The organism is Chryseobacterium sp. NRRL B-14798 (assembly GCF_050470705.1).
Taxonomy (GTDB): domain Bacteria; phylum Bacteroidota; class Bacteroidia; order Flavobacteriales; family Weeksellaceae; genus Chryseobacterium; species Chryseobacterium cupriresistens.
On sequence record NZ_JBFLUL010000005.1, the window covers coordinates 3,743,720 to 3,767,249 of the forward strand.

Annotated in this window: 28 protein-coding genes and 1 tRNA gene; 13 read left to right on the plus strand and 16 right to left on the minus strand. The window is 37.3% G+C overall.

The window, feature by feature from the left end:
* Positions 1 to 9 precede the first annotated feature (9 nt).
* Positions 10 to 1,431, plus strand: a complete 1,422-nt coding sequence (locus tag AB1278_RS17190) for a sugar MFS transporter (RefSeq protein WP_062671350.1) — start codon at positions 10 to 12, stop codon at positions 1,429 to 1,431.
* A gap of 126 nt (positions 1,432 to 1,557) precedes the next feature.
* Positions 1,558 to 1,917: a DUF4260 domain-containing protein gene (locus tag AB1278_RS17195; RefSeq protein ID WP_429815942.1), complete on the plus strand. Its 360-nt coding sequence runs from the start codon at positions 1,558 to 1,560 to the stop codon at positions 1,915 to 1,917.
* A 387-nt stretch (positions 1,918 to 2,304) separates the two neighbouring features.
* On the opposite strand, the gene rpsO is transcribed toward AB1278_RS17195, so the two are convergent.
* Positions 2,305 to 2,574 (minus strand): 30S ribosomal protein S15, encoded by a 270-nt coding sequence (gene rpsO / locus AB1278_RS17200; protein WP_034692246.1) that lies wholly within the window; start codon positions 2,572 to 2,574, stop codon positions 2,305 to 2,307.
* Between the two features lie 173 nt (positions 2,575 to 2,747).
* On the opposite strand from rpsO, the gene AB1278_RS17205 reads away from it, so the two are divergent.
* From AB1278_RS17205 to AB1278_RS17235, 7 genes are all read left to right on the plus strand, one after another.
* Positions 2,748 to 3,296 carry a pyruvate decarboxylase gene (locus AB1278_RS17205; protein ID WP_429815945.1) on the plus strand — a complete coding sequence of 183 codons (549 nt, stop codon included), beginning with the start codon at positions 2,748 to 2,750 and terminating at the stop codon, positions 3,294 to 3,296.
* Between the two features lie 358 nt (positions 3,297 to 3,654).
* Complete coding sequence (locus AB1278_RS17210) at positions 3,655 to 3,795, plus strand: bacteriocin-like protein (protein WP_202839631.1); 141 nt, start codon at positions 3,655 to 3,657, stop codon at positions 3,793 to 3,795.
* A 34-nt stretch (positions 3,796 to 3,829) separates the two neighbouring features.
* The gene (locus tag AB1278_RS17215; protein ID WP_171006356.1) at positions 3,830 to 3,976 is read left to right on the plus strand and encodes a bacteriocin-like protein; all 147 of its coding nucleotides are present in this window, start codon (positions 3,830 to 3,832) and stop codon (positions 3,974 to 3,976) included.
* Positions 3,977 to 4,126: 150 nt separating this feature from the next.
* Positions 4,127 to 4,276, plus strand: a complete 150-nt coding sequence (locus AB1278_RS17220; protein ID WP_158521347.1) for a bacteriocin-like protein — start codon at positions 4,127 to 4,129, stop codon at positions 4,274 to 4,276.
* Positions 4,277 to 4,623: 347 nt separating this feature from the next.
* Positions 4,624 to 5,946 (plus strand): magnesium transporter, encoded by a 1,323-nt coding sequence (gene mgtE / locus AB1278_RS17225; RefSeq protein WP_202839636.1) that lies wholly within the window; start codon positions 4,624 to 4,626, stop codon positions 5,944 to 5,946.
* 26 nt (positions 5,947 to 5,972) lie between these two features.
* Positions 5,973 to 6,713, plus strand: a complete 741-nt coding sequence (locus AB1278_RS17230; protein WP_202839642.1) for an ABC transporter substrate-binding protein — start codon at positions 5,973 to 5,975, stop codon at positions 6,711 to 6,713.
* Positions 6,714 to 6,768: 55 nt separating this feature from the next.
* Entirely contained in the window at positions 6,769 to 7,236 is a 468-nt protein-coding gene (locus AB1278_RS17235; RefSeq protein WP_202839649.1) for a cupin domain-containing protein, read from the plus strand.
* Positions 7,237 to 7,284: 48 nt separating this feature from the next.
* On the opposite strand, the gene AB1278_RS17240 is transcribed toward AB1278_RS17235, so the two are convergent.
* Positions 7,285 to 7,734 (minus strand): GAF domain-containing protein, encoded by a 450-nt coding sequence (locus AB1278_RS17240; RefSeq protein WP_062671360.1) that lies wholly within the window; start codon positions 7,732 to 7,734, stop codon positions 7,285 to 7,287.
* A gap of 12 nt (positions 7,735 to 7,746) precedes the next feature.
* On the minus strand, positions 7,747 to 9,174 hold the full coding sequence (locus AB1278_RS17245; protein ID WP_079240911.1) for a nicotinate-nucleotide adenylyltransferase: 1,428 nt from the start codon (positions 9,172 to 9,174) through the stop codon (positions 7,747 to 7,749).
* Positions 9,175 to 9,228: 54 nt separating this feature from the next.
* On the opposite strand from AB1278_RS17245, the gene AB1278_RS17250 reads away from it, so the two are divergent.
* Positions 9,229 to 9,996 carry an MBL fold metallo-hydrolase gene (locus AB1278_RS17250; RefSeq protein ID WP_411414659.1) on the plus strand — a complete coding sequence of 256 codons (768 nt, stop codon included), beginning with the start codon at positions 9,229 to 9,231 and terminating at the stop codon, positions 9,994 to 9,996.
* A 92-nt stretch (positions 9,997 to 10,088) separates the two neighbouring features.
* Positions 10,089 to 10,168: transfer RNA gene (locus tag AB1278_RS17255), tRNA-Leu, on the plus strand.
* Here AB1278_RS17255 and AB1278_RS17260 read toward each other — a convergent pair.
* Both AB1278_RS17260 and AB1278_RS17265 read right to left on the minus strand, forming a co-directional pair.
* Positions 10,122 to 11,696, minus strand: a complete 1,575-nt coding sequence (locus AB1278_RS17260) for a recombinase family protein (protein WP_429817378.1) — start codon at positions 11,694 to 11,696, stop codon at positions 10,122 to 10,124. The two genes, AB1278_RS17255 and AB1278_RS17260, sit on opposite strands and share 47 nt — an antisense overlap.
* Positions 11,697 to 11,715: 19 nt before the next feature.
* Positions 11,716 to 11,877 carry a hypothetical protein gene (locus AB1278_RS17265; protein WP_002980924.1) on the minus strand — a complete coding sequence of 54 codons (162 nt, stop codon included), beginning with the start codon at positions 11,875 to 11,877 and terminating at the stop codon, positions 11,716 to 11,718.
* 688 nt (positions 11,878 to 12,565) lie between these two features.
* Between AB1278_RS17265 and AB1278_RS17270 the strand changes: the two genes are divergently transcribed.
* On the plus strand, positions 12,566 to 13,009 hold the full coding sequence (locus AB1278_RS17270) for a JAB domain-containing protein (protein WP_291902055.1): 444 nt from the start codon (positions 12,566 to 12,568) through the stop codon (positions 13,007 to 13,009).
* 398 nt (positions 13,010 to 13,407) lie between these two features.
* Here the strand turns inward: AB1278_RS17270 and AB1278_RS17275 are convergent, their stop codons facing one another.
* From AB1278_RS17275 to AB1278_RS17325, 11 genes are read right to left on the minus strand one after another with little or no spacing between them, the layout of a single operon-like run.
* The gene (locus AB1278_RS17275; RefSeq protein WP_062671368.1) at positions 13,408 to 13,854 is read right to left on the minus strand and encodes a DUF3872 domain-containing protein; all 447 of its coding nucleotides are present in this window, start codon (positions 13,852 to 13,854) and stop codon (positions 13,408 to 13,410) included.
* An 11-nt stretch (positions 13,855 to 13,865) separates the two neighbouring features.
* Complete coding sequence (locus AB1278_RS17280) at positions 13,866 to 14,396, minus strand: conjugal transfer protein TraO (RefSeq protein ID WP_429815950.1); 531 nt, start codon at positions 14,394 to 14,396, stop codon at positions 13,866 to 13,868.
* Positions 14,397 to 14,427: 31 nt separating this feature from the next.
* Positions 14,428 to 15,330 (minus strand): conjugative transposon protein TraN, encoded by a 903-nt coding sequence (gene traN / locus AB1278_RS17285; protein WP_429815953.1) that lies wholly within the window; start codon positions 15,328 to 15,330, stop codon positions 14,428 to 14,430.
* A 14-nt stretch (positions 15,331 to 15,344) separates the two neighbouring features.
* Positions 15,345 to 16,643 carry a conjugative transposon protein TraM gene (gene traM / locus AB1278_RS17290; RefSeq protein ID WP_429815956.1) on the minus strand — a complete coding sequence of 433 codons (1,299 nt, stop codon included), beginning with the start codon at positions 16,641 to 16,643 and terminating at the stop codon, positions 15,345 to 15,347.
* Between the two features lie 3 nt (positions 16,644 to 16,646).
* The gene (locus tag AB1278_RS17295; RefSeq protein WP_291902038.1) at positions 16,647 to 16,916 is read right to left on the minus strand and encodes a hypothetical protein; all 270 of its coding nucleotides are present in this window, start codon (positions 16,914 to 16,916) and stop codon (positions 16,647 to 16,649) included.
* A gap of 10 nt (positions 16,917 to 16,926) precedes the next feature.
* Positions 16,927 to 17,550 carry a conjugative transposon protein TraK gene (gene traK, locus AB1278_RS17300; RefSeq protein WP_429815959.1) on the minus strand — a complete coding sequence of 208 codons (624 nt, stop codon included), beginning with the start codon at positions 17,548 to 17,550 and terminating at the stop codon, positions 16,927 to 16,929.
* Positions 17,551 to 17,562: 12 nt separating this feature from the next.
* Positions 17,563 to 18,555: a conjugative transposon protein TraJ gene (gene traJ / locus AB1278_RS17305; RefSeq protein WP_429815962.1), complete on the minus strand. Its 993-nt coding sequence runs from the start codon at positions 18,553 to 18,555 to the stop codon at positions 17,563 to 17,565.
* Position 18,556: 1 nt separating this feature from the next.
* Positions 18,557 to 19,162 carry a DUF4141 domain-containing protein gene (locus AB1278_RS17310; protein ID WP_429817381.1) on the minus strand — a complete coding sequence of 202 codons (606 nt, stop codon included), beginning with the start codon at positions 19,160 to 19,162 and terminating at the stop codon, positions 18,557 to 18,559.
* A gap of 48 nt (positions 19,163 to 19,210) precedes the next feature.
* Complete coding sequence (locus AB1278_RS17315) at positions 19,211 to 21,721, minus strand: TraG family conjugative transposon ATPase (protein WP_429815965.1); 2,511 nt, start codon at positions 21,719 to 21,721, stop codon at positions 19,211 to 19,213.
* Entirely contained in the window at positions 21,718 to 22,050 is a 333-nt protein-coding gene (locus AB1278_RS17320) for a DUF4133 domain-containing protein (RefSeq protein WP_429815968.1), read from the minus strand. The genes AB1278_RS17315 and AB1278_RS17320 overlap by 4 nt, the downstream gene beginning before the upstream one ends.
* A 9-nt stretch (positions 22,051 to 22,059) precedes the next feature.
* On the minus strand, positions 22,060 to 22,365 hold the full coding sequence (locus AB1278_RS17325; protein ID WP_330746956.1) for a DUF4134 domain-containing protein: 306 nt from the start codon (positions 22,363 to 22,365) through the stop codon (positions 22,060 to 22,062).
* Positions 22,366 to 22,551: 186 nt separating this feature from the next.
* Between AB1278_RS17325 and AB1278_RS17330 the strand changes: the two genes are divergently transcribed.
* The gene (locus tag AB1278_RS17330; RefSeq protein WP_002980937.1) at positions 22,552 to 23,526 is read left to right on the plus strand and encodes a PDDEXK nuclease domain-containing protein; all 975 of its coding nucleotides are present in this window, start codon (positions 22,552 to 22,554) and stop codon (positions 23,524 to 23,526) included.
* Positions 23,527 to 23,530 lie beyond the last annotated feature (4 nt).

Sequence of the window (23,530 nt, forward strand, 5' to 3'; positions counted from 1 at the left end):
TAAATGTTTATGATTAATAAAGAAGTACAATCTCAAAGCAGGAATTATACGGTTCCGTTGATTACCATTACCCTGCTGTTTTTTATGTGGGGATTCATCACCTGTATGAATGACATCCTGATTCCCTATCTGAAGCAACTATTCAATCTTACCTTTTTCGAATCCATGCTGGTACAGTTCTGTTTTTTCGGGGCTTACTTTATCGGATCGCTGATTTATTTTATGATTTCCATCACGAAAGGAGATCCCATCAACAAATTAGGGTATAAAAAGGGAATCCTGTTCGGAATTTTTCTGGCCGCATTCGGCTGCGTTCTGTTTTATCCGGCAGCTACGTTCTCATATTATCCATTGTTTTTGGGTGCTTTGTTTATTTTAGGGTTGGGCTTTACGGTACTTCAGATTACTGCCAATGCCTATGTTTCGCTATTAGGAAGTGAAGAATCTGCTTCCAGCCGTCTGAATATGACGCAGGCATTCAATGCATTCGGAACAACGATTGCCCCGGTACTTGGAGGTCACCTTATTTTTGAATTCTTCTCTTCTCCGGACGGTTCCTTCAGCGCAGTAGCAACGAGAATTCCTTATCTTATTTTTGCAGGAATCCTTTTACTGGTTGCTCTATTGATTTCCAGAGTGAAGCTTCCTTCCTTCCAGATGGGTGAAGAAGAAATCGTAAAAGGCTGGGGAGCCCTTGAATTCAGTCACCTGAAATTTGGAGTATTTGCCATGTTCTGCTATGTAGGCGGAGAAGTTGCCGTAGGAAGTTTCATCATTAGTTTCCTGGAGCAGCCGCAGATTATGGGCTTTAATGAGATCATCAGTAAAAATTACCTTTCCTTATATTGGGGAGGAGCAATGATCGGACGTTTTCTGGGAGCCATCTCTTTAAATCAATCCATAAGCCAAAGCAAAAAGGCTCTATATATGCTGGGAGCAGCGGCAGCAGTTTTCCTTGTGATTTTCAGCATTGTCAATCTTACTTTCAGTCAGATCAGCTTTTTCATTGTGTTTATCATCCTTAATTTCATTGCTTTTTTCGTGGGTAAAGCAGCTCCGGCAAGAACATTATCCATTTTTGCAGCAATCAATGTTGCCTTGTTGATTTCTGCAATGGTAAATCATGGTGAGCTGGCGATGTACAGTATTTTAGGAATCGGAATTTTCAATTCTATTATGTTCTCAAATATTTACACACTGGCTATTTCAGGACTGGGTAAATATACCAGCCAGGGATCTTCATTAGTGGTAATGGCTATTCTGGGAGGCGCTATTGTTCCGATATTCCAGGGATATCTTGCCGATCAGTTTGGAGTACAGCATTCATTTATTATTCCTGTATTCTGTTATCTGGTAATTCTGATATTCGGAGCGTACTGTACCAAATATCTGGGTCATGTAGAAAGTACCGAAACAAAGTCCGGGCATTAAAATCAAATTCAAATCAAAATGTATAAGGCGGAATATCTCAAAGGTATTCCGCTTTCTTTATTCAGATTTTAAAATGTAACTTTTCATGAGAAAAAAGAACTTATCGTATAAACTAACACAATCATTATGAAAATACAGTTAAAGCTTGAATATGCCGCATTTCTACTCTTAGGTATATATGCTTTTGCACAAACGGAATATTCGTGGAGGTGGTTTGCCGGACTTTTCCTTGCACCCGATATTTCTATGCTGGGATATACGGTTAATAATAAAGCGGGCGCTTTTTGTTATAATCTCTTCCATCATTTAGGAGTAGCCATTATCGTTTATTTTGCCGGAACAGCCTTGTCTCTGCCCTATTTACAAATGATCGGAGCTATTTTGTTTTCTCACTCTGCATTTGACAGGATATTGGGTTACGGTTTAAAGTATCCTGATAGTTTTCAGAATACGCATTTGGGGAAGATTGGGAAGAAGGCTGAATAGTGATGTTAAAGCCACCCCGTCAAAAATTCTTTGAATTTTCGCCACCCCTCCGAGGGAGGGGAATTATAATGTCTTTAGTTGTGACGTTGGTCAGGATTGGAGTTTTAGTTGAGGCTTTTCTTGTTGGTTTAATACGGCTGGATTCCTACGGAATGACACAATTGGCGTATTGGTCTATCCATACAGTTTGCCATTCCGTAGGAATCTAAATACTCTTTTATCATCACATGAAATTCTAAGACTTTAAGAAATTTAAGTGTTCTTCACAACCATTTCGTATTTTCTAAAAAAACTTTTGTGGCTTTTGTGGTTAAAAATCCCCTGTTGCGTAAAAACAAAAAAGCAACCTCTTTCGAAGTTGCTTTTTATTTTGAAAATCTTTATAGATTATTTTCTTAAACCTAGTTCAGCAATAATTGCTCTATATCTTGCGATATCTTTGTTTTTAAGGTAATCTAATAAACTTTTTCTCTTACCTACCAATTTCACTAGAGATCTCTCTGTGTTGAAATCGTGACGGTTAGCCTTTAGGTGCTGAGATAAGTGATTGATTCTGAAAGTGAAAAGAGCGATTTGTCCTTCAGCACTTCCTGTGTCTTGTGCAGATTTCCCGTGTTTTGCGAAAATTTCCTGCTTTTTGTCTGTTGTTAAGTACATTCCAATATTGTTTAATGATTATTATGTAACGGGTGCAAAATTACGACTATTTTTTGATTCTGCAAACATTATTGATTTCATATATCAAATTTGATAGAAAAAAATGTTAAAAATTTCTTAATAATTTGTATGCCATCCAACGAAAAGGCAGTAATTTTGCATTCGAATTACAAATGAAAAAAATTATATTCTTTACAGCGGTTACTACTTTTTTATTCATCGGATTTACAACGGTAAAAGCCCAGAAAAATACCGATGATAAAATAAAAAAAGTTCTTTACTTCAACCCTGAGGTAGAGCCTGATATTGACGAAATAAAAGACCCTACCAATAACGCTTTCTTCGATGCCGTAACCGACAATTTCAGCGGCAGAAAAAATAAAATGCTCCGTGCAGAAGTTCAGGTTCCCTATGACAGCATTGATAAACAGACTATTGTAGATTACTGTCTCAACAATGATGCAGATTTTGCCATTGTTTCCAAAGTGAGGTATTTCAAAGTTGGATTTGGAAAGTATGTTTTCTCCAATCAGGTGGTGGTGAGTATGAAACTTTTTGGTGCTGACGGCAATCTTGTCACCGAAAGCGATCACGATACCTACCGGAAAAACATGCGCCTTCTGGGATCCACAACCAATTCTGTCAAAATAGGTACTGAAGGTGCCATAAAAGGAATCATCAAAAAACTGAGAAAGCTTAAGCCGACGGAAGCGGAACTTTAAGGTTCAATGTTTAAAGTTCCTGGTTTAAGGTTGAAATATACAGCCTTATATCATCAATGGTCAATTTTTGCTTCGCAAGTCAATGGTGAATTTTGTCAGGAAGATTCTTGGGCTTACCGGACATGTTTATCATTTATTATTTATCGCTTATTATTCATCCTTATATTTTCATTTGTATTTTCCCTGCTCTGCATTATAAATATTTTCACATAAATAAAGCACTTGTTATCTCTTACGGACAGGTGCTTTTTATTTAAAATACACTATAAACAACTGATTAACAATTAAATGTTTTCACCAAATAAGGATTTATTAAATATTTTTTACTATTTTAGACCAACATTAAAACCAAAATCTTATGAAAAATCTAAAGAAACTCAGCAGAGAAAAAGCAAAACAAATTAGTGGAGGGTCTATGGAAAGATGTAGCGAAACCAATCCTTGTACTGTCGGATGGTGCTGTTTCGGAATCTGTTCCCCCTTCATCTGTATTGAATAAAAGATAAAACTAAATCATTTAAAAATCAAATCTCATGAAAAATCTAAAAAAACTCAGCAGACAAGTGCAAAAGGAAATTAAAGGCAGCGGACCTTTCAAAAGATGTACAGAACATTATGAATGTCCGGGCGGGTCATGTTGTCACAACACCTGTGTTATCGATCCATGTCCTCTGGAGTAAATATGATCATTACAGACTCCTGCATTCGCAGGTGTTTTTATTTAAGATATCAATAAATTTTTGATTCATACTAAAATATTTTCACCTGCAAATGAATAATATAGAAATATTTACTATTTTAGTCTTACATTAAATCTAAACTATAACGCTATGAAAAATCTAAAAAAACTCAGCAGAGAGGCTGCGAAACAAATTAATGGCGGCATAGGACCGTTCAGATGCAGTATAACAAGACCATGTTCTGTGGGATATTGCTGCAATGGAGAATGTCTTGATCATGACTGTCCGATAGAGCCTTAATCTTAACTATATTTGATCACCATGAAGAATTCAAATCTTAAGAGGCTGAACAGGCTGGAGCAAAAAAATATTAAAGGCAGCGGAATAAAAAAGTGTGGTGACAATTCAGATTGCGGACCATACCAATGCTGTACAAATGCTGTCTGCATCTACATTCCCACCTCAGAATGCGAACCAATGTAAAGAATATTGGAATTTAAAATTTAATTTTTGCACATCCGCTTCGGCGGGTGTTTTTTTTGCTCTTATACTGAAGCCATAAACTTTAATTAATCCTTAATTTTGCCAGTTTATTGCTCAGTCTTAAAAATTTGAATTATTTTTGCATATCCAAAAAATTTCACGTTTTGAATTCTAGAGACGAACTTATCTTCAACCCTGCCGATATTGCCGAAACTCTCAGCGAACTTCCTGCTGATGAGAGGCTGCTCGCGTTTCTGAAGGTTCCGAAAGAATACAAAGCAGAAGTATTTTCACACCTTGATCCTGATTTCCAGGAAGAAACCATCAGAAGTATCGGAAGCGATGAAGTTTCTGAAATTCTGAATGCCATGACTCCGGATGACAGAACGGCTCTTTTCGAGGATTTCCCGGATGAGCTGATCAAGTATTCCATCAACCATCTTAATCCGCAGGAAAGAAGGATTGCCTTAAAGCTTCTTGGCTACAATTCGGATTCGATTGCCCGTCTGATGACCCCTTATTATATCCAGATCCGTAAGGAATGGACGGTAAAAAGATGTCTTCAGCAGATCAAAAAGGTAGGAAAAAGAGTGGAAACCATGAACTACCTGTATGTGGTAGACGAAAGAAACCGCCTGATTGATGACCTTGCCATCGGAACTTTACTGCTGGAAGAGGAAGACACTCTGGTTTCTGATATCACAGACAACCATTTTGTAGCCATTACAACGACAACTTCCAAAGAGGATGCCGTAACCTACTTCGAAAAGTATGACCGTGGTGCTCTTCCTATTATTACAGAAGCAGGTGTTCTGGTAGGAATTGTGACTATTGATGACATCCTCGATCAGATTGAACAGCAGAATACGGAAGATATCCAGAAATTTGGGGGATTGGAAGCATTGGATCTTCCCTACACCCAGACTTCATGGACTGAGATGATCAAGAAAAGAGCCACCTGGCTGATCATTCTGTTTGTTTCGGAAATGCTGACTGCCTCTGCAATGGGATATTTTGACAAGGAAATAGAAAAAGCCGTTGTTCTTGCTCTATTTGTACCACTGATTATTTCCAGTGGAGGAAACTCAGGATCCCAGGCAGCCACCCTGATTATCCGTGCTATGGCTCTTCAGGAAATCAATCTGAAGGATTGGTGGTATGTCATGAAAAAGGAAATTATCTCCGGATTATGTCTTGGAGCCATCTTGGGAATTATTGGGTTTATACGAATCATGCTCTGGCAGCAAATTGGCTTGTTTGATTACGGCCAGTATTGGGTATATGTAGGATTGAGTGTTTCAGTCTCCCTGATTGCTATTGTTTTGTGGGGAACATTATCAGGTTCTATGATCCCGTTTGTCTTAAAAAAATTAAATCTTGACCCCGCCACTTCTTCTGCTCCATTTGTAGCAACGCTGGTGGATGTTACAGGACTTATTATCTATTTTACCGTAGCCGGACTTTTCTTAACCGGAAAACTTTTGTAATTTTAGGCATCATCTAACATGCCAATATGAAAATCGTTTCACTTGTACCTTCTATTACTGAGGCTTTATTTGACCTTGGACTGACCGAAAATGAAGTGGTAGGAAGAACAAAATTCTGTATCCATCCTAAGGATAAAATAAAAAATGTACCCATAATCGGTGGAACTAAGAATATTAATATTGAAAAAATTAAAGCATTACAGCCGGATCTTATTATTGCCAATAAGGAAGAGAATGTAAAAGATCAGGTGGAAGCCCTGATGGATGAGCACAAGGTAATGGTCACCAATATTGATACCATTGAGGATAATTATTACCTGCTTAAAAACCTCGGAAAACTTTTTGGAAAGGAAGACAGAGCACAGCTTTTCAATCTTAAAATTTATGATGTTCTGAATCAGGCAAAACTGGAATCTCCTGTAAAAGCAGCTTATCTTATCTGGAAAAATCCTTATATGACCATTGGTTCTGACACTTTCATCCACAGGATTTTATCTGAAATTGGTTTTGAAAATATTTTTAAAGATAAAACCCGTTATCCCCAGATCACTACTGAAGATCTGGCAGAAGCCGATGTCATTATGCTTTCATCTGAACCTTTTCCGTTTAAAGAAAAACATATTGAAGAACTGCAGGTTTTCTATCCGGATAAAAAGATTATGATTGTAGATGGAGAGGCATTTTCCTGGTATGGAACCCATATTGCCAAATGTGAGAATTATTTTAAAGAATTGCTGGCCGAGATTCACCTCATGCAGCAAAGCTAATTTTTCACCGTCAACTTTAAACCCAAAACTTTAAACTTTAAACATTGAACTTTATATGTCCGGTACAGTTTTATTATCTGAAGGAGCAGAATTTGATCACGTAATACAGGAAGTTTCAAAATATATTCACTTGTATGTAATGGCGTTTGAAAAAGAGGAAAGAACCATTACACGACTGGAAAAACGTGAAAACATGTATGGAGGAAACGGAACTGTGTATATGATACAAATGTTCGATCAGAAAGAATTAGCCAACAATCGTCTGGCTGCCTATATGGTTTTATTGAATAAAGGGGATGAATCCGGATTTCATACTCACAATCTGAGAAATGAACAGGAGCTGTACGTTGTGGTGCACGGAACCGGAGAATATCGTGAAAGAACCGGAACAGATGGACCAATACGCAGGAAAGTGCTGCAGAAAGGCGATATTACAGCGATCAGTTCTATAGGCTATCATTCTATTGAAAACACGGGAGATGAGCCTTTAATTATGTTTGTGATCACCACCAACAATCCATAAAAAACTCCGGCAGATGAGCCGGAGTTTATATTTATAGTCAGTTTCTAATTATAAAATCTTAGAAACTTCATTACAAAGCCATTCTAATAATTCGCGGTCTTCCTGCGTGAAAGGATCGATTGTATGAGAATCAATATCGATCTGACCAATATTTTTTCCATCCTTAAAAATAGGAACTACAATTTCTGCTTTCGTATCAATGGAGCAACTCAAATAATTGCTTTCCTCATGCACATCAGGAACAACAAATGTTTCATTGGAAACGGCAACCTGACCGCAGATTCCTTTACCGTAAGGAATAATGGTATGGTCGGTAGGTGCTCCTACATAAGGACCTAAAATCAATTCATCCTTATCTCCGTTTTTGAAATAGAACCCTGTCCAGTTGAAGTAAGGAATCTCCTGATCCAACAGGTGGCATACTTTTTCAAGTTTTTCTTCTGTATTATGCTTAGGACTTTCAAGAATTGAGGAAAGTCTTTTCTTTAATTCTGACATTGTATATATATTTTAAGAGAATTGTTTTAGGGAAAGCTCTTCTTTATATCCGAACATTCCACGCTCTTTAATCATTTCTGCTACGCCTTCCGGTACCTGAGTTTCCCAGCCTTTCACACAACATGCGATTTTTCTTAATATCTCTCTGGAATAAATTTCCAAAAACTCAGGATTATAATTGGTAATATCTACGATACGGTTGTTGTGTTTGAAGTATTTGTATAGTTCTTTCAGGTTTTCTTCTACTTTCAGGTTGGAAGAATCCAACAGCTGATGAGTTTCCGGATCTTTGTAAGGATACAGATATACTCTCATTCCATTTCTGAAAAACTTACCGAATGCTTCAAGAATTCCTCCTGAAAGGTTTTTATAATATTTCTCGTCGAATACCATCAGCATATTATTTACTCCCATAGCTACTCCGATGTCTCCACTTGTATACGATGCGAAGTAATCAATCAATCTGTAATATTCGGAGAAGTTTGAAATAATAACGGTGTAACCTAGTTTTCCAAGAATATCTACTCTGTCCAGGAAATCCCTTTCGTCGATATCTCCGTCTGCTCTCAGATTGGAAATGGTGATTTCAATAAGAACTTCTGTTTCTTCATGAGTACAGGTAGCATCTTTGAAGAACATATCCATCCCGTTTTTAAGCATGTCAATGTTCACTTTCGTTACCGGTCTGAAACTTCCTCTTACCGCGAAAATATTTTTCTTGTACAATACATCTGCCGGAAGCATATTACTCCCCTGAGAATTGAAGATTACCGCATCGGTCATTCCATTTTTTACCAATTGAAGGGACATCAGTCTGTTATCAACATAGGCAAAAGCAGGTCCGCTGAAGTCGATCATATCAATTTCCAGATTATCTTTAGCAATATCATCGTAAAGAGACTCTACTAAAGTTCTTGGATTGTCGAAATAATGAAAGGCTCCAAAAATAAGGTTTACGCCCAGGTTTCCTAAAGTTTCCTGCTGAAGAGTAGCATCATTTTCTTTGAATTTTACGTGGATAACAATCTCATTGTAATCTTCATTTTCTTTAGTCTGAAAACGGATTCCCACCCAGCCGTGGCCTTTTACAGTTTTGTCAAAATTGATGGTTGTTACCGTATTGGCATAAGAAAAGAATTTTCTATCCGGATTATTATCTCTTGAAATTCTCTCTTCAATCAAAGCTACTTCATATCGAAGCATTTTGCGAAGCCTGTTCTGGGTAACGTACCTGTTTTTTACTTCTTTTCCGTAGATGGCATCACTAAAATCTTTGTCATAAGCAGACATTGCCTTAGCAATCGTACCGGAAGCTCCCCCTGCTCTAAAAAAGTGGCGAACAGTCTCCTGCCCTGCTCCAATTTCTGCGAAAGTACCATAAATAGTAGGATCTAGATTAATTGTTAATGCTTTTTGTTTAGGAGTTAGTTTCTGATACATTAGGACATGAAATTTTTTGTAAATTTACCAAAATTAAACCAACCTCAAAACAAAATGAAGTTGAAATTTTTAGGAACCGGTACTTCTCAAGGTGTACCCGTTATAGGCTGTACATGTGAAGTGTGTACTTCAGAAAATCCCAAAGACAAACGTTTACGTTCTTCCGTGATGGTTACCACAGACGAAAATAAAAAAATACTGATCGACTGCGGACCGGATTTCAGGCAGCAAATGCTTACCAACCATGAACATACTGTAGACATTGCTCTGATTACCCATGAACATAATGACCACGTGATCGGGCTGGATGATATGCGGCCCCTGATATTTAAAAGTGGAAAAGATGTTCCGTTGTACTGCTATTCAAGGGTGGCTCATGAGATAAAAAACAGATTTCCTTATGCTTTTGCGGATGTAAGATATCCCGGCGCACCCGCTTTTGAGCTACACGAAATAGAAAATAAGCCTTTTGAGGTATTGGACACAGAAATCACTCCTGTGGAGGTGATTCACTATAAAATTACCGTTTTCGGATATAAGTTTAAAAAGCTTGCCTATATTACGGATGCCGGGTTTATTTCTGAAACGGAGAAGGAAAAATTGAAAGATCTGGATGTTCTGATCTTAAACTGTATTAGAAAATTTGATCCCCATCCTGCCCATTTTATCCTTCCGGATGTGATTAAATTATTTGAAGAACTAAAACCTAAAAAATTATTTTTAACCCACATCAGCCATCATCTTGGACTGCATGATATTGAAGATAAGGAGCTTCCGGCCGGAATACACCTTGCCTACGATGGTTTGGAACTTAATTTTTAAAAAAATTCTTCAAAAAGCTTTTGAACATTGAAAAAAGTTCCTATATTTGCACACCAATTTGAAACAAACATCACGTTTGAAATCAACATCAGGCCCAGGTGGCGGAATTGGTAGACGCGCTGGTCTCAAACACCAGTTCTTAGGAGTACCGGTTCGATCCCGGTCCTGGGTACAAGACCGGAAAGAGGTGATAATTCACTTTCTTTCCGGTTTTTTTTCATATCTAACTCATTGTTTATCTGGTATATATAAGAGAGCAAAACATTGGGTCGGGTGGTTCGATAATGATTTTCTGAAAATTGCAATTTTTCAGGAAATATCGAACCTATTATTTTACGTTTTACCTCGATATCCCCATCAGTATAGACTTTCGCAAGGTCTACTAGGTTCGATAATGCTTGGTCTAGTAGTTTTTGAAAATCTATTTTCTTATTATCTTTTCCTTTAGTTAATTTAACTTCGAGCTTTTCAATTTGTCCTTTACAGTCGGTCTTAATTTCAAGATAATCTTCATCATCAATTACTTCCTCCATCAGTTTATTTCTTGCCTGTTTCAATTTACTGTTTAAACGATCTATTTCTAATAGAATTGCTTTCCTTTCTCTTTGGGGATTATTGATTAATTTTTCAAAATTTTGCATCAACACTTTTTTCAAATAATTTTTTATAGATGCGCGCATTTCCAATGACTGCAATATTTCTAAAAATTTAGAATTAATAATCTCAGATTTGTAACGGTATGAACACGGGGACTGGCAATGATAGTAATAATATTTATTTCCAGAACGTCCCGTAGAGGCACTGCCTGTAATCAAATGACCACATTCCGGACATACAAGAAAACCTCTTAATGGCAAATTATCGTCAGACAGTACTTTTACATTAGGTCTGGCTGGATTCACATTTCCATCCATTATACATTGAACTTTTTCGAATAGTTCTTCACTGATCAAAGGTTCATGAATACTTTTAACAAAATGAGCCTCCTCTTCATTGAATTGCTCCACGTAAATTTTCCCGCAATATGCGGTATTGCGTAAACTTGCAAGAAAGGCACTTATCTTAACTGACTTTCCTTCTTTTCTGTTCATCATATCCATGATTTGGCTCGCTGAATAAACGCCTTTGGACATTTCATTAAATGCCCATTTCATATTGGAAGCTTCCGGTTCCTTCGGAATTACATACTTTTTCCCGTTCTCCGTTATTCTGTTAGCGTAGCCATAAGGTGCCCTTCCCATTAATCTGCCTTCTTTTTTAGCACGGCGCATTCCATAATAAGTATTCAGAGCGCGCCTGTCGTTTTCAACTTCCGGTGCAGCAAGATATATAGCCAGCATCATTTTATTTTCAGGAATTGAAAGATCTAAAGGTTGCTCAATGGCCTGCGGTTCAACGTTAATTTTCCTAAGTATGTTAATCATTTGATACGCATCGCCAGCGTTCCTGCTGAAGCGATCCCATTTTGTAAAAAGCAGCAGATTCGTTTTTGAGCTTTTTTTCTTTAGCGTATCCAGTAATTTAATCCACTCTGGCCTGATAAAAGTCTTGGCTGAGTAATCTTCATAAATGATTTGACCTACTTTAATGTTACTGTTTTCACAATAACGTTTTAATCGTTCCTCCTGATCTCTTTGCGAGTATCCCTTATCTGCCTGCTCATCAGTTGACACACGGATATATAAATCGGCTTTTTTCATATATAAATCTTAGAAAATATTATTGTTCTAAAAAACTCTTAATGGTAATTTTTAAGAGCATCGTCAGAAAGCTTAAAATATCTTTCGCCTCCTCAATGCTTAATTCAATTCCCTCCTCTTCTTTAAAAATCTTGATAATCTCCTCTATGGTAATGTTACTAATTTCAACTTTCTTCTCCATATCAATACATTTTTAATAAAAGTATTGGACAACTGTTCTGAAATTAAACGCAGACACTTATGCGATGTATTTGGCTTTTAAATATAAATGTTTAACGCTTGAAACATGTAAAATCAAACGAAACACTTAACATCAACCATCAGGCGGAAAAAATTTTTATTTATAAAAGATGTGATTACGTTTAAATTTATTTTTTAGGTGCAACAAGAGAAAATTGATGCAAAGAAATTCATCATTCTTAGATTCAACTAAAATACAAATAAAATCAACATTGTTAATTTAAACATTCATTTCATATACAAAAACAGGTTATTGACTGTTATTACAAGAAACATTTTCCATAATAAACCGGTAAAAAGGCAGCTAAGGTATTGTTGCCAGCCGTCATGCTAATCCAACCAAAAGACTACGGCATAAACGGTTTCCTCCCTAAAGGTACCCTCCAATTATTCCGTTTCCTTTTGTTTTTTTTCATTGTCAACACTTCATATCTGCTTTCTTTTTTCCGGTTTTTCTTTTGAAAAATATTCAGCGAAGCCTGAAAGGCTTTTAAGAAATAGGACAGAGAAGGGATTGAAAAGGCTTTTGATCTAAAAAGACACCTAACAGTTCAAAGATGTTTTAAATAAATGCTGTTTTAACTTAAGTACGGGAAACAAAAGGCTCTGCCGTACTCGGAGCAATAACAATGAAATATAATATCGTAAATGAGATCAAATTGATCTACACAAGAAAAGGAAATACTGAAAAAAAGGTACTGAACTCCCAAGATGCTACAGATATTTTCCGGGAACATTTTGATGCAGATCAGATCGACTACAGAGAGTCATTTTACTCAATGTATATGAGCCAGGCTAACAAGGTCTTAGGAATACAAAAAATATCAGAATCTGGAATTACCTCTTCTCTTGTTGACATCAGAATTATCATGCAGGGGGCCTTATTATGTAATGCCGTATCAATTATTATAGCCCATAACCATCCTTCCGGCAACCTGACGCCTTCTCGTGAAGACATAAACATTACACAAAAAATAAAGGAGGCTGGACAATTATTAAATATTAAACTGCTTGATCATTGTATAATAACTTCAATAGACTCCTTCTCTTTCTCCGATGAAGGTATTTTATAAGAAACTTAAATTTCTGAAAAATAAGAATCCAGAGCAGGAAACGGCTCTGGATTCTTATAGCGTCGCGGAAAGATGCTTGTCCTTTAGGGGACCAACCATCTTTCCGCAAATATCAACAATGCTCCTCCTTATTAATAATTGTGATAGGATTACAATAGGTTGGACAAACAGTCTAAAAATCAATATATCTACAAAAGTTCTTTTTCATAAGAGCTTCGACTTATACTCTCCTCATGCTTTAAATCATAAAGTACTTATAAATATAGTGCATATATTTGCTACACCATAATAGTCGTACTGCCTTCAGTACAAATTATCTAACCCTCCTCATTTTGGAGGGTTTTATTTGGTGTAGAAATATATTAAGACACCTAATTTGCAAGCTAAAGAAATTATATTTATCCGTCTAGTTTCTTGTTGTTGAATTGAAACTCAATTTTATTTTCATTTCCAAAACTGTCTGAAAGCCATACCGTAAATGATTGTGAAACTTCAGAGGTTGAAGTATAATACAATCTGAACTCTTTCTCATACAGAGGATAAATATCATTGGGAAAATAGGGTTGAGTGTTATAATACTGTAGCTTTCCTGTTCCCTCAAACTGAAAATATCGAAGATAATATTTGGTGTCAGCAAAATTACCTTCAGGAAGAATTTTGATACGAATCTCCACATACTCGTCTTTAGCGATATCCTTGGGAACCGGCATAACCGAAACCTTAAAAGGATAGTTCTGCTGAATTTCCAAATCATCTTTCTCACATGATTGTATAAATAGTCCGATTACAAATAGTAGCAAGAAACACTTGAATTGTATTTTAACTGTATTAATTTTATTTTTCATTTTACACTATTTTAGAAGTTATATCTTATTCCAACACCGAATAATGAACTCACTTGAGCCATTTGACTATTTTTCAAAAAGCGAAGTTGCCCGTTGACCAGGAAAACTAAATGCTCAGTCAGATAGCTTTCAATAGACAGCTTACCGTTCGTCCCATAAATAAAATTACCTGTAGAGTTAAGCTTTGATCCATCATACAACAATTCATCACCTCTATTAATCTGCTCATAACCAACAAGACCTCCAATTCCCAGATTAAAATTGACATTTCGCATAAAGTCTCCCCAAACATAAAAACTGTACCCACCACTCAGCAGGAAACTATCTATAGGGATATCGCAGCCTGTGTATTTATAATATTTTCTACCATATTCTGCCAGTCCAAAAAAATAATTACCATTCTTCGAGTAAGAAACAAACCCCGTACTTAACATATAATTTTGCTTTGCAGGAGATTTTGGAAATACCGAATAAGTAAATTCAATACCAATTTGCTTAGGAATCATCTGTTGAGCAAATATTTTGCTACTCATTATCATCATGAAGACGACTGTTAAAAATATTTTGTGCATCTTACTCCGTTTTAATGGTTAAACTATGTATCAATCTTGCATGAACCAGATCTTCGTTTTCAAGCTGTACTTTTAGATGCCTTCCCCCATTCTTTTCCAGAATTTCAATCTCCAAAAGCTGATCTTTTAAGAGCGTAAACTGATCAAGCATATAAATCCCTTTACTTACTGAATGATCAGCTACTATACTTTCCGTGAAATAGGTGCGAACCTTCTCTAAAATCTTATCCTGAACGACCGTTCTCTTTAAGTTCTTTTTATCGACAATTTTAAAATTGACCAGCTCAATAGCATACCCCACATTACTTTGATTCTTAACCTGCAATGTGAAATAAAATTTACTGTCATTAATGTGCAGTGCCCTGACCGAAAACTCAATTCCATAACTTTTCGAAACTATATGCTTAATAGTTCTGTTGCTTTTCCTGTAAAGATTTTCCATAATGAGCCAGGTGAGAGAAGTTGAGCTTCCTTTAAGATCTTCAAATAATACATCAGTAGCATATTGCCTTTCAATACCCCTTTGAAGTTTTATTAAATCATAGCTTAATATATCGGGATAAGAACTGTAAGATGCATCAAAACTGTAAAATTTTCCATCTTCAGTAATGACCGAAAAATTAGTTTCCTCTTCAAAATCCCTGACAGCTGACTTAATCCTAAGCACGTTTCCTATAGGCTCTGCCTTATTGGCAACCAAGAGATCACTTCCCAGGTCAACATATCGTATCGATGTAGGAAATATCAGATGACTGGTTTTATTATAGGTAACCTGTATCCTGAAAGGCTCTAATTTTCCCTCTTCCAAGGAATAATAGGTAGCCACAGAATCCTGTCCAAATGCTTTGCTTATTAATAGAAGTAATAGCATAATGAGTATATAATGACTCTTTTGTGTATTCATTTTTAATTTTTTGATTAGTTATTTTTGGGTAAGAGTAAAACTTGATGACCAGCTTTTACAGTTACTTTCAATTGTCTGACTCTTTTTTGAAAATAACCAGACAGTCCCTGTACTACTCCCCTGCTCAGATCAGCTGCAATCTGTTGTCCTGCAGATTGGGTCATCATAATATTGGTACCGGAAGTCTGGCTCATATTAGCTACAATATCGCTTACCGCATTCTGCTCCACTGAATAAGGAACATACAATCCCATCTGACCGTCATTGTCATAAACATTGATTTCTACAGGATAGATATTACCTTCAGATTGAATGGAAGATATTTTTAACTGAAGTCGCCCACCCTGAAATTTGCTTACTGCAATCAGTAAACTTCCAGTTGGAATTTCAGCTCGTCCGACTTTCATCGCTTCTGAAAGCCTTATAGATAAAGTACTTTCGTTTGCCAAAGTCTTAGTTTCATAGACCACTCCTTTTATTGCGTTTTTTGTCTGAACTGAGTTTTCTGAATTATTTTGACTGCCATAAAATCTATTATGATTCAAACCTGCGATAAAAGCACTATCCGACTGGTCTCTGTATAATGAGGAAACAACATTGGAACGTACCGGTATTGCTGAAGTCAGTTTAACCTTCTTTTCCGTTGACCTTTCGACCTCTGCTTTTTCTGCTGGTTTTTCCTGCTTTGGCGTCATTGGAAGATACTTAGCAGCCATTTGATACGATTTTTCCATGAGCTCTAACTGGTCGTTGATTCCCAAACCCGCAGGAACAGCATGATTTTGCATTGACTCATTCTTTAGCCTTGAAATTTCTTTCCTTAAGTTATTGACCTCCTGATCATCCCGATTATAGAAAGAGCTTAAGGTCTGCTGTGCATTTCGATAACTGTTCAGAGCATTCTGATCGGATTGCTGAAATACACTTTTAGTGGATGTTGAAGAAGGTGGGTTGCTATTATAGTTTGCACCGTTCTGGTCATTCCAGTAATCTGATAAAGTTGTTATTGAATTTCGCTTTTCTTCATTCTTTTGCTCTAATAACTGCTGCTCATAAGCCTTTTGCTTATCAGACTGCAATTGACCGTCTTTTGCCTGTGGAATAGCTGCATTAAAGCCAGCCTCTTCAATAATGGTATGATCGGTTTTGGGCTTAAAGATGAGATAAAAGCAAGATGCACATACAGCAGCCATCAAAAAGTAGATGAAAGGTTTCTTTAATCTTTCCCATTGAGCCTTGGGATGATCATTCACTCCGTTAGAATTTTGGGAGAGATCATTTTCTGTCACTCTAATTTTCTCTGAATCTTTCATATTCTATTTTTTAGTGGATGAGTTTACTATTTCATTATGCGTCGATCCTTTTTCGATAGGTTTCTTAGAAATGCCGTCAATATGATTGATAGAAATGGCATTACTTCTTTGACCTGTAGAAATACAGATATTGACAATGACGATGACGGTTATCAAAACATAACCACTAAAGAAAACCTTAGTCAGGAATTTTTGTCGCTCTACCGGAAGAGATTTCCAGTGTGTATCAATCTTTACAACATAATTTTCGAGTGTATCTCTTAGTTTTTTCATATCGGTCTTATTAGCGTTCAACAGTTTCGACATCTCTATTTTCAAGCACGTTGAATTTTTCAATGATAAATCCCTGAGGATTGCTGTCAGACCTTACAGAATTAACCAGTGAACAATTAGTGACTAAACTTCTGATGGTAAGATTGCTGGACCTGATTATAAACTGTCTTGCGTATGTTTTAACATCATAAGGGTAAGTGTCAAAATTGGCAACGACACTGTCTACCTCAATTCTCTGCTGGATATTACCGGAAATTATTCTGTTATAGTAACCTTTTTCCTGAAGGTCTTTATAGTAATTGAATGCGGATTGATCAGCTAAATTGAAAGCCCTTTTGACATTATTTTCAATAGCATTCTTATCAGGTGCTATGGTGAAGAATAATTCGTGAAATCGTCTCACATGCTCTCTTGCTTCTACAGGTCTGTTGATCGACATATCCTGAGATAGCGCGACCATTAATGATTTGCCGTTGTCCAGCACGTAGATCTTCTGACGCTGCTTCTCGGCAAATTGATAGGATTTAAAGACAACTACCCCTACGACTCCAAAACACAACACCGCAAAAACGAATGTAAACAAACGTATCTGCTTGAAGCTGCTCTCAATATTTCTTAATGTTTTAAATTCCATAGAACTGTATTTTTATTTTAATAATCTTCCTGAAATATTTCCTGTGGCAGAACCTACTGCTGCTCCCGCAACATTACCTGATTTCGTAGCAGTTTGGTTTACATTACGCATGAAATTGCCGGCGCCTCCAGCCTGAATCACCCAGCCTGTTACCGTCGGTACAGTAAAATAACCGATAATGCCGATTACCATATAGATAATGTATACCGTATTGGAGGTATCAGGAATGAAAGTGGGATCTGCGAGCATCTCGATATCCCGTTCTAAAATCAAAGTCTGTATTTTGGCAAGAATAGCACTGAATATATCAGCAACAGGAAGCCATAGGTAAACGCTGATGTATCTTGTCAGCCATTGGCTCAATGTCGTCTGAAAACCATCCCATACAGAAATGGCAAATGCGATAGGTCCTAATATTGAAAGGACAATCAGAAAGAAGGTTCTGATGGTATCAATAACTAAGGCTGCTGATTGAAACAGAATTTCTAAAAACTCACGAAAACCATCCCTGATATCTTTCTTGATGGCAAACATTTGCCTTTCTATATACATTCCGGACATCGTGACCAAATCCGATGGTGACCATCCAAGCTCTTCCAGCTTTTTATCAAATTCTTCATTTGAAATAAGGTAAGCCATCTCCGGATTCCTGAGCATCGCCTCACGCTCCAAAAGATCCTTTTTCCGCTGCAGTTCATTCATATCCAACACTTGATTTTCCAGCATTGAATGGCTCCCCTGAACAATCGGACTCATTACCCCATTAAGACTTCCTAAAACCAATGTGGTAAAAAACATAATGCAGATGCCTATGGCAAAAGGTCTCAGCATGGGAAACAAATCTATAGGTTCGGCACGGCTCAAGGACTGCCAGACTTTTAGTGCTACATAGAATAAAGCACCTAATCCTGCGACTCCTTTTGCCACAGCAGCCATATCGGCGCACATCGGCATCATTTCCTCATAAACGGAACGCAGGACTTCGTGTAAGTTGCGTGGTTCCATCTTACCAGTATTTTTGATTGGAGGTTCCGTAAAGATTTAACACCCTTTGGGTATTGTTCTGTTTTTTTGCTCTCAGATAGCTGACCGAAATATTCTTATTGGTGTAGTATCTAACTAAATTATGATACGCTTTAACTTCCTTATAAACTCTGTCCACAACATCCATCCTTTCTTTATCATTCAAAGAAAGCCCGTTGGAAGTAATAATCTCCTTTAGTTCTTTTAACAGTTCCGTGCTCTCCGTCAGCAGTGCAGAATAACCATTGGCAATGGAAGCCAGTTCCTGAGCATTAAAGTTGGGGTCACTCAGCATTTTACCGAAATTATTCACATACATCTCGGAAACATCGCCTACCAAAAGAACGGTCTGCTGTACTTTTCTGGCATCCTTAACGAGATTGTTGATGGCTTTCAGCTGGTCATAGTACTCTTTACCCTGTTCATATACTTTCTTAACTTCATTGAAGTTCTTAACAACGTTAGATACCGTTGAAGAAGTTTGTACAATTTCATTGGCAGAGTTTAAAATTCCAGATGCCAGGTTTGCAGGATCGGTCACTACAAATTGTGCTTTTGTATAGGTTACGGCAGCAAAAAATGCTACCATTAAGGTTTTAATGATTAAATTTTTCATTGTTGAAAATTTTTAAATGATTTAATTGTCTTTTATATTCGATTTGATTCTCTTAAGAGAAATCCTCTTGATGGCCTGTTCTACATTGCCGTCAAGTTCTGATGCAAGGTTCATCACCTCCATCTTTTCCGTTTCTTCAGTGGTATAAGCCAGATATTCTTCGGTAGAAACTTCAGTCGCATAGACTGCAGAGTGCGTTCCACCCAGTCCAATCCAGACTTCTTTATACAATCTTCGCGGATCGTTATTCATATTGATCGACAGCACCTGGGACTTTTCTTTATCAGTCAATCCCAGCATCGCTTGAATATCATCGAACTTGTTCATATACTTCCTTTGGTCAAGAAGAATCTTACAATCCGAATTATTAATGATACTTTCTTTCACAATCGGTGACTGAATGATATCATCGACTTCCTGAGTTACTACAATGGCTTCTCCGAAGAATTTCCTGACGGTCTTGAACAGGTACTTGATATACTCAGCCATCCCCTCCTTGGCAATGGCTTTCCAGGCTTCTTCGATGAGAATGAGTTTTCTGACTCCTTTGAGTCTTCGCATCTTATTGATGAAGACCTCCATTATGATAATAGTTACAATAGGGAACAGAATTTTATGATCTTTAATAGCATCGATTTCAAAGACAATAAAACGCTTGGATAACAAGTCCAGCTGCTTCTCTGAATTGAGCAGATAGTCGTACTCTCCTCCTCTATAGTAAGGTTCCAGTACATTGAGAAAGTTGGCAACATCAAAGTCTTTTTCCCTGACTTTCTTTTGCTCCAGTACTTTCTGATAGTCATCTTTGACGTATTCATAGAATCCATTGAAAGAAGGATGCTGATCATTAATTTTAATCCTTTCGATATATCCGCTGACTGCATTGGACAGAGCCACTTCCTCTGAACGGGTCGGTGGTTCATCGTCTCTCTTCCAAAGTGTCAGAATTAAGGTTTTTATACTCTCCCTTTTTTCAATGTCAAAGACACCGTCATCGGTATAGAATGGATTGAAAGCAATAGGATTGTCTTCTGTATAGGTGAAATACACGCCATCCTCTCCTTTGGTTTTACCTTTAATGAGTTCACATAATCCCTGATAGGAATTTCCGGTATCAACCAATAGCACATGAGCGCCCTGCTCATAATATTGCCGTACCATATGATTGGTGAAGAAAGATTTCCCACTTCCTGAAGGACCAAGAATAAATTTATTTCGGTTTGTTATAATTCCCTGCTTCATCGGCAAATCCGAAATATCCAAATGAATGGGTTTTCCAGTCAGGCGGTCAGCCATTTTGATCCCAAATGGGGATGGAGAATCCTGATAGTTGGTTTCCTCTGTGAAAAAACACAAAGCAGGTTCAATAAATGTGTAAAAGCTCTCTTCACTAGGAAAATCGCCTGCATTACCGGGAATTCCAGCCCAATATAATGTTGCTGTATCAGTAGTATTGTGACGAGGTTTACATTCCATCAAGGCTAGAGCACTTCCCGTATCATTCTTTAACTGCTTGAGTTCAGCAGGATTGTCAGACCATGACATTACATTAAAATGAGCGCGGATAGATTGTAACCCGAAAGAATGTGCTTCATTCAGATACTTTTCTATCCATTCCTTATTGATCTGATTGGCTCTGCTGTATCTTGCTAAAGAGTGCATATTCCTGGCAGATTTTTCAAACTGACGAAGGTTCTCATCACTGTTGTCGATGAACAGATATTGGTTATAAATGTGATTGCAATTGAGCAGAAGTCCCACCGGAGAAGCAAATGACAGAAGGCAGTCGCTGCGATCTGTGCTTAACTTCTCATACCGATTATGTGATGAGACTGTGCCTGGTAAATCCTCAGTATCCGATAAGGTGTGCATACTAATCCGGTTATTACCAATCCGCATTTCTTCCGAGCCTAATTTGATGTCCTGCAATGACGGATGGGTTTCACGGGATAGAGTCAGATACTGTTCCAGTAGTCCTGACCTCTCGGAAGTTCCTGCTATCTCATCTTCTGTCATCCTTTCCAGATGGATATAACTACTGTCATTCATAATCCGCTCCAGCTGATCGACCGCTTCAAGAAATCGATTCATGACTTCTTTGTCCTTGATCTCTTTTGGAATCAGTTTTCCTTTACAGAGTGATGAAAAGTTGCTCTGCATCCGCATTCTTTCCTTATTGGTTTTCGTTATAAAGAGATAGCAGTAATGATTTAAAAAAGGTCTCTCATTGAAATGTCTTTCAAATGATTTGGAAAGAAAACTCTGATCTTCTCTTGAAAGCTCAGGATTATAGTTCTCTTTAATAAACCAATCCTGCTTATGAACCACAGTAAAATCCGGGAGTGTTTTAATGGCTTTGAACCAAACGGAATGCATGGCTTCATACTCAGCGGAAGCGACAGTAAAAAGTTCGGGGAGTCTGACCTTAAAGCAAACCGTAACATCAGCATCCTTTGAAATGATACAGTCATTTTCAATCGCAAGTAGTGGAAATTTACTTTCGAAGGTTGCTGCTTTGGAAGAATTTCTCATACGTCTGTTCTTTTACGATTGTTTCTCAAATACCGATAAATACTCTTTCGACTGATGATGTATTTTGGATGCTTTTTTTGAGCACCCATTTTCATCAGACCATGTTCCCCGTATTTCCTATTCAGTGCGAAAGTCTGCCCGGTAAGAAGTCCACTGCTGATTCCTCCGAGAATTAAACACAGATAGGTATTGACGCCTGCCATATACATAACCATGATACAGATCAATATTCCTAAGAGTCCTCCACTGAAGATAAAGAGGTATTGCGCTTTAAGTCCCTTGAACTCTACCGTCCTTCCTATTCCTTTATTGATATGATAGTTATTCATAATTGTCATTTAAAGGAAGAATGAACGAAGAATGGTTGCGGCAACAATTAAGAAGATACATGCTCCGAACCAGCTGGCAGCCGTTTTACTGGTGTCAGGATCACCACTGCTGAATTTGTTGTAAACCTTGACTCCTCCAATGAGTCCTACTACTGCACCTATGGCGTAAATTAATTGGGTAGCCGGCTCAAAATAAGAGGTGACCATCTGTGTAGCTTCGTTGATTCCGGCTGAACCATTGCCTTGGCCGAATACCAAATTAATTGTTACGAATGTTAAAACAGCATACAGCAATTTTTTTCTTTGTTTTTTCATAATGAACAGATTTTTGATTATGAAACCCGCACTTTACGGGCTTGAAGACAAAGATGTCCGAGTCTAGATACTCAGTAACAGGAATGGCATTGGATGGAATCTTTTGGCTGTTAAAGAACCGTGCGCCAGTCAGAATTCCTGTACAATTAATTGTAAATTTGTAAGGAATTTCAAAAAAGAGAAATCATGGATAAAAGGTTCACAGATATTATTGAGCTCATCAAACAGTCTCGTAACAATGCGATAAGAAAAGTCAATGAGGAACTCATCGATCTATACTGGAATATTGGTGAGTATATCAGCAAAAAGGTTGAGCTGAGTGAATGGGGACAATCTGTGGTTAAAGAACTTTCTCAGTTTATCCAGACTCATGAACCTGAACTAAAAGGTTTTTCGGATAAGAATCTTTGGAGAATGAAGCAGTTTTATGAGACTTACAAGGAATTTCCAAAAATCTCAACACTGTTGAGAGAAATCAGCTGGTCTCATAATCTGTCCATATTCTCCAGATGTAAATCAATCGAGGAAAGGGAATTTTATATCAAGTTGACCAAACAGGAAAATTATAGCTTCCGGGAGTTAGAGAGACAGATATCCAGCAGCCTTTTTGAAAGAACGATGATTGGAAATTCAAAACTCTCAACAGTGTTGAGAGAAACTAACGCTGATATAGTCAATACATTTAAAGACAGCTATGTATTTGACTTTTTAAATCTGCCTGAAACATTCAATGAAAATGATCTCCAAAAAGGTTTAATTGAGCAGATGAAAAATTTTATCCTGGAGTTAGGACGGGATTTTCTTTTTATCAGCGAAGAGTACAAAGTACAGGTCGGCAATTCTGATTTTTATATCGATCTTTTATTCTTCCACAGGGGGCTGCAATGCCTTGTCGCTTTCGAACTGAAAGCAGATAAATTCAAACCCGAACATCTGGGTCAGCTTAACTTTTATCTGGAAGCGCTGGACAGGGATGTTAAACGTCAGAACGAAAATCCAAGCATCGGCGTACTGCTTTGTAAAGACAAAGACAGCGAAGTAGTAGAATATGCGCTGAGTAGAAGTCTTTCTCCGACAATGGTTTCTGAATACAAAACGCAGCTTCCCGACAAAAAGGTTCTGCAGAAAAAACTGCATGAATTGTTTGATAACAGATCTTAGTTGA

Coding starts and splice junctions, on each gene's coding strand:
- AB1278_RS17220 (WP_158521347.1), top strand. CDS start 4,127: ATGAAAAATCTAAAAAAACTCAGCAGAGAGGCTGCGAAACAAATTAAT.
- traJ (WP_429815962.1), bottom strand. CDS start 18,555: ATGGAACCACGCAACTTACACGAAGTCCTGCGTTCCGTTTATGAGGAA.
- AB1278_RS17260 (WP_429817378.1), bottom strand. CDS start 11,696: ATGAAAAAAGCCGATTTATATATCCGTGTGTCAACTGATGAGCAGGCA.
- AB1278_RS17240 (WP_062671360.1), bottom strand. CDS start 7,734: ATGTCAGAATTAAAGAAAAGACTTTCCTCAATTCTTGAAAGTCCTAAG.
- traM (WP_429815956.1), bottom strand. CDS start 16,643: ATGAAAGATTCAGAGAAAATTAGAGTGACAGAAAATGATCTCTCCCAA.
- AB1278_RS17325 (WP_330746956.1), bottom strand. CDS start 22,365: ATGAAAAAACAAAGAAAAAAATTGCTGTATGCTGTTTTAACATTCGTA.
- AB1278_RS17295 (WP_291902038.1), bottom strand. CDS start 16,916: ATGAAAAAACTAAGAGATACACTCGAAAATTATGTTGTAAAGATTGAT.
- AB1278_RS17265 (WP_002980924.1), bottom strand. CDS start 11,877: ATGGAGAAGAAAGTTGAAATTAGTAACATTACCATAGAGGAGATTATC.
- AB1278_RS17215 (WP_171006356.1), top strand. CDS start 3,830: ATGAAAAATCTAAAAAAACTCAGCAGACAAGTGCAAAAGGAAATTAAA.
- traK (WP_429815959.1), bottom strand. CDS start 17,550: ATGGAATTTAAAACATTAAGAAATATTGAGAGCAGCTTCAAGCAGATA.
- AB1278_RS17250 (WP_411414659.1), top strand. CDS start 9,229: ATGAAGTTGAAATTTTTAGGAACCGGTACTTCTCAAGGTGTACCCGTT.
- AB1278_RS17280 (WP_429815950.1), bottom strand. CDS start 14,396: ATGATGATAATGAGTAGCAAAATATTTGCTCAACAGATGATTCCTAAG.
- AB1278_RS17190 (WP_062671350.1), top strand. CDS start 10: ATGATTAATAAAGAAGTACAATCTCAAAGCAGGAATTATACGGTTCCG.
- AB1278_RS17230 (WP_202839642.1), top strand. CDS start 5,973: ATGAAAATCGTTTCACTTGTACCTTCTATTACTGAGGCTTTATTTGAC.
- AB1278_RS17245 (WP_079240911.1), bottom strand. CDS start 9,174: ATGTATCAGAAACTAACTCCTAAACAAAAAGCATTAACAATTAATCTA.
- AB1278_RS17205 (WP_429815945.1), top strand. CDS start 2,748: ATGAAAAAAATTATATTCTTTACAGCGGTTACTACTTTTTTATTCATC.
- AB1278_RS17320 (WP_429815968.1), bottom strand. CDS start 22,050: ATGAATAACTATCATATCAATAAAGGAATAGGAAGGACGGTAGAGTTC.
- AB1278_RS17330 (WP_002980937.1), top strand. CDS start 22,552: ATGGATAAAAGGTTCACAGATATTATTGAGCTCATCAAACAGTCTCGT.
- AB1278_RS17275 (WP_062671368.1), bottom strand. CDS start 13,854: ATGAAAAATAAAATTAATACAGTTAAAATACAATTCAAGTGTTTCTTG.
- AB1278_RS17235 (WP_202839649.1), top strand. CDS start 6,769: ATGTCCGGTACAGTTTTATTATCTGAAGGAGCAGAATTTGATCACGTA.
- AB1278_RS17210 (WP_202839631.1), top strand. CDS start 3,655: ATGAAAAATCTAAAGAAACTCAGCAGAGAAAAAGCAAAACAAATTAGT.
- AB1278_RS17315 (WP_429815965.1), bottom strand. CDS start 21,721: ATGAGAAATTCTTCCAAAGCAGCAACCTTCGAAAGTAAATTTCCACTA.
- traN (WP_429815953.1), bottom strand. CDS start 15,330: ATGAATACACAAAAGAGTCATTATATACTCATTATGCTATTACTTCTA.
- AB1278_RS17310 (WP_429817381.1), bottom strand. CDS start 19,162: ATGGTAGCATTTTTTGCTGCCGTAACCTATACAAAAGCACAATTTGTA.
- AB1278_RS17270 (WP_291902055.1), top strand. CDS start 12,566: ATGAAATATAATATCGTAAATGAGATCAAATTGATCTACACAAGAAAA.
- rpsO (WP_034692246.1), bottom strand. CDS start 2,574: ATGTACTTAACAACAGACAAAAAGCAGGAAATTTTCGCAAAACACGGG.
- AB1278_RS17195 (WP_429815942.1), top strand. CDS start 1,558: ATGAAAATACAGTTAAAGCTTGAATATGCCGCATTTCTACTCTTAGGT.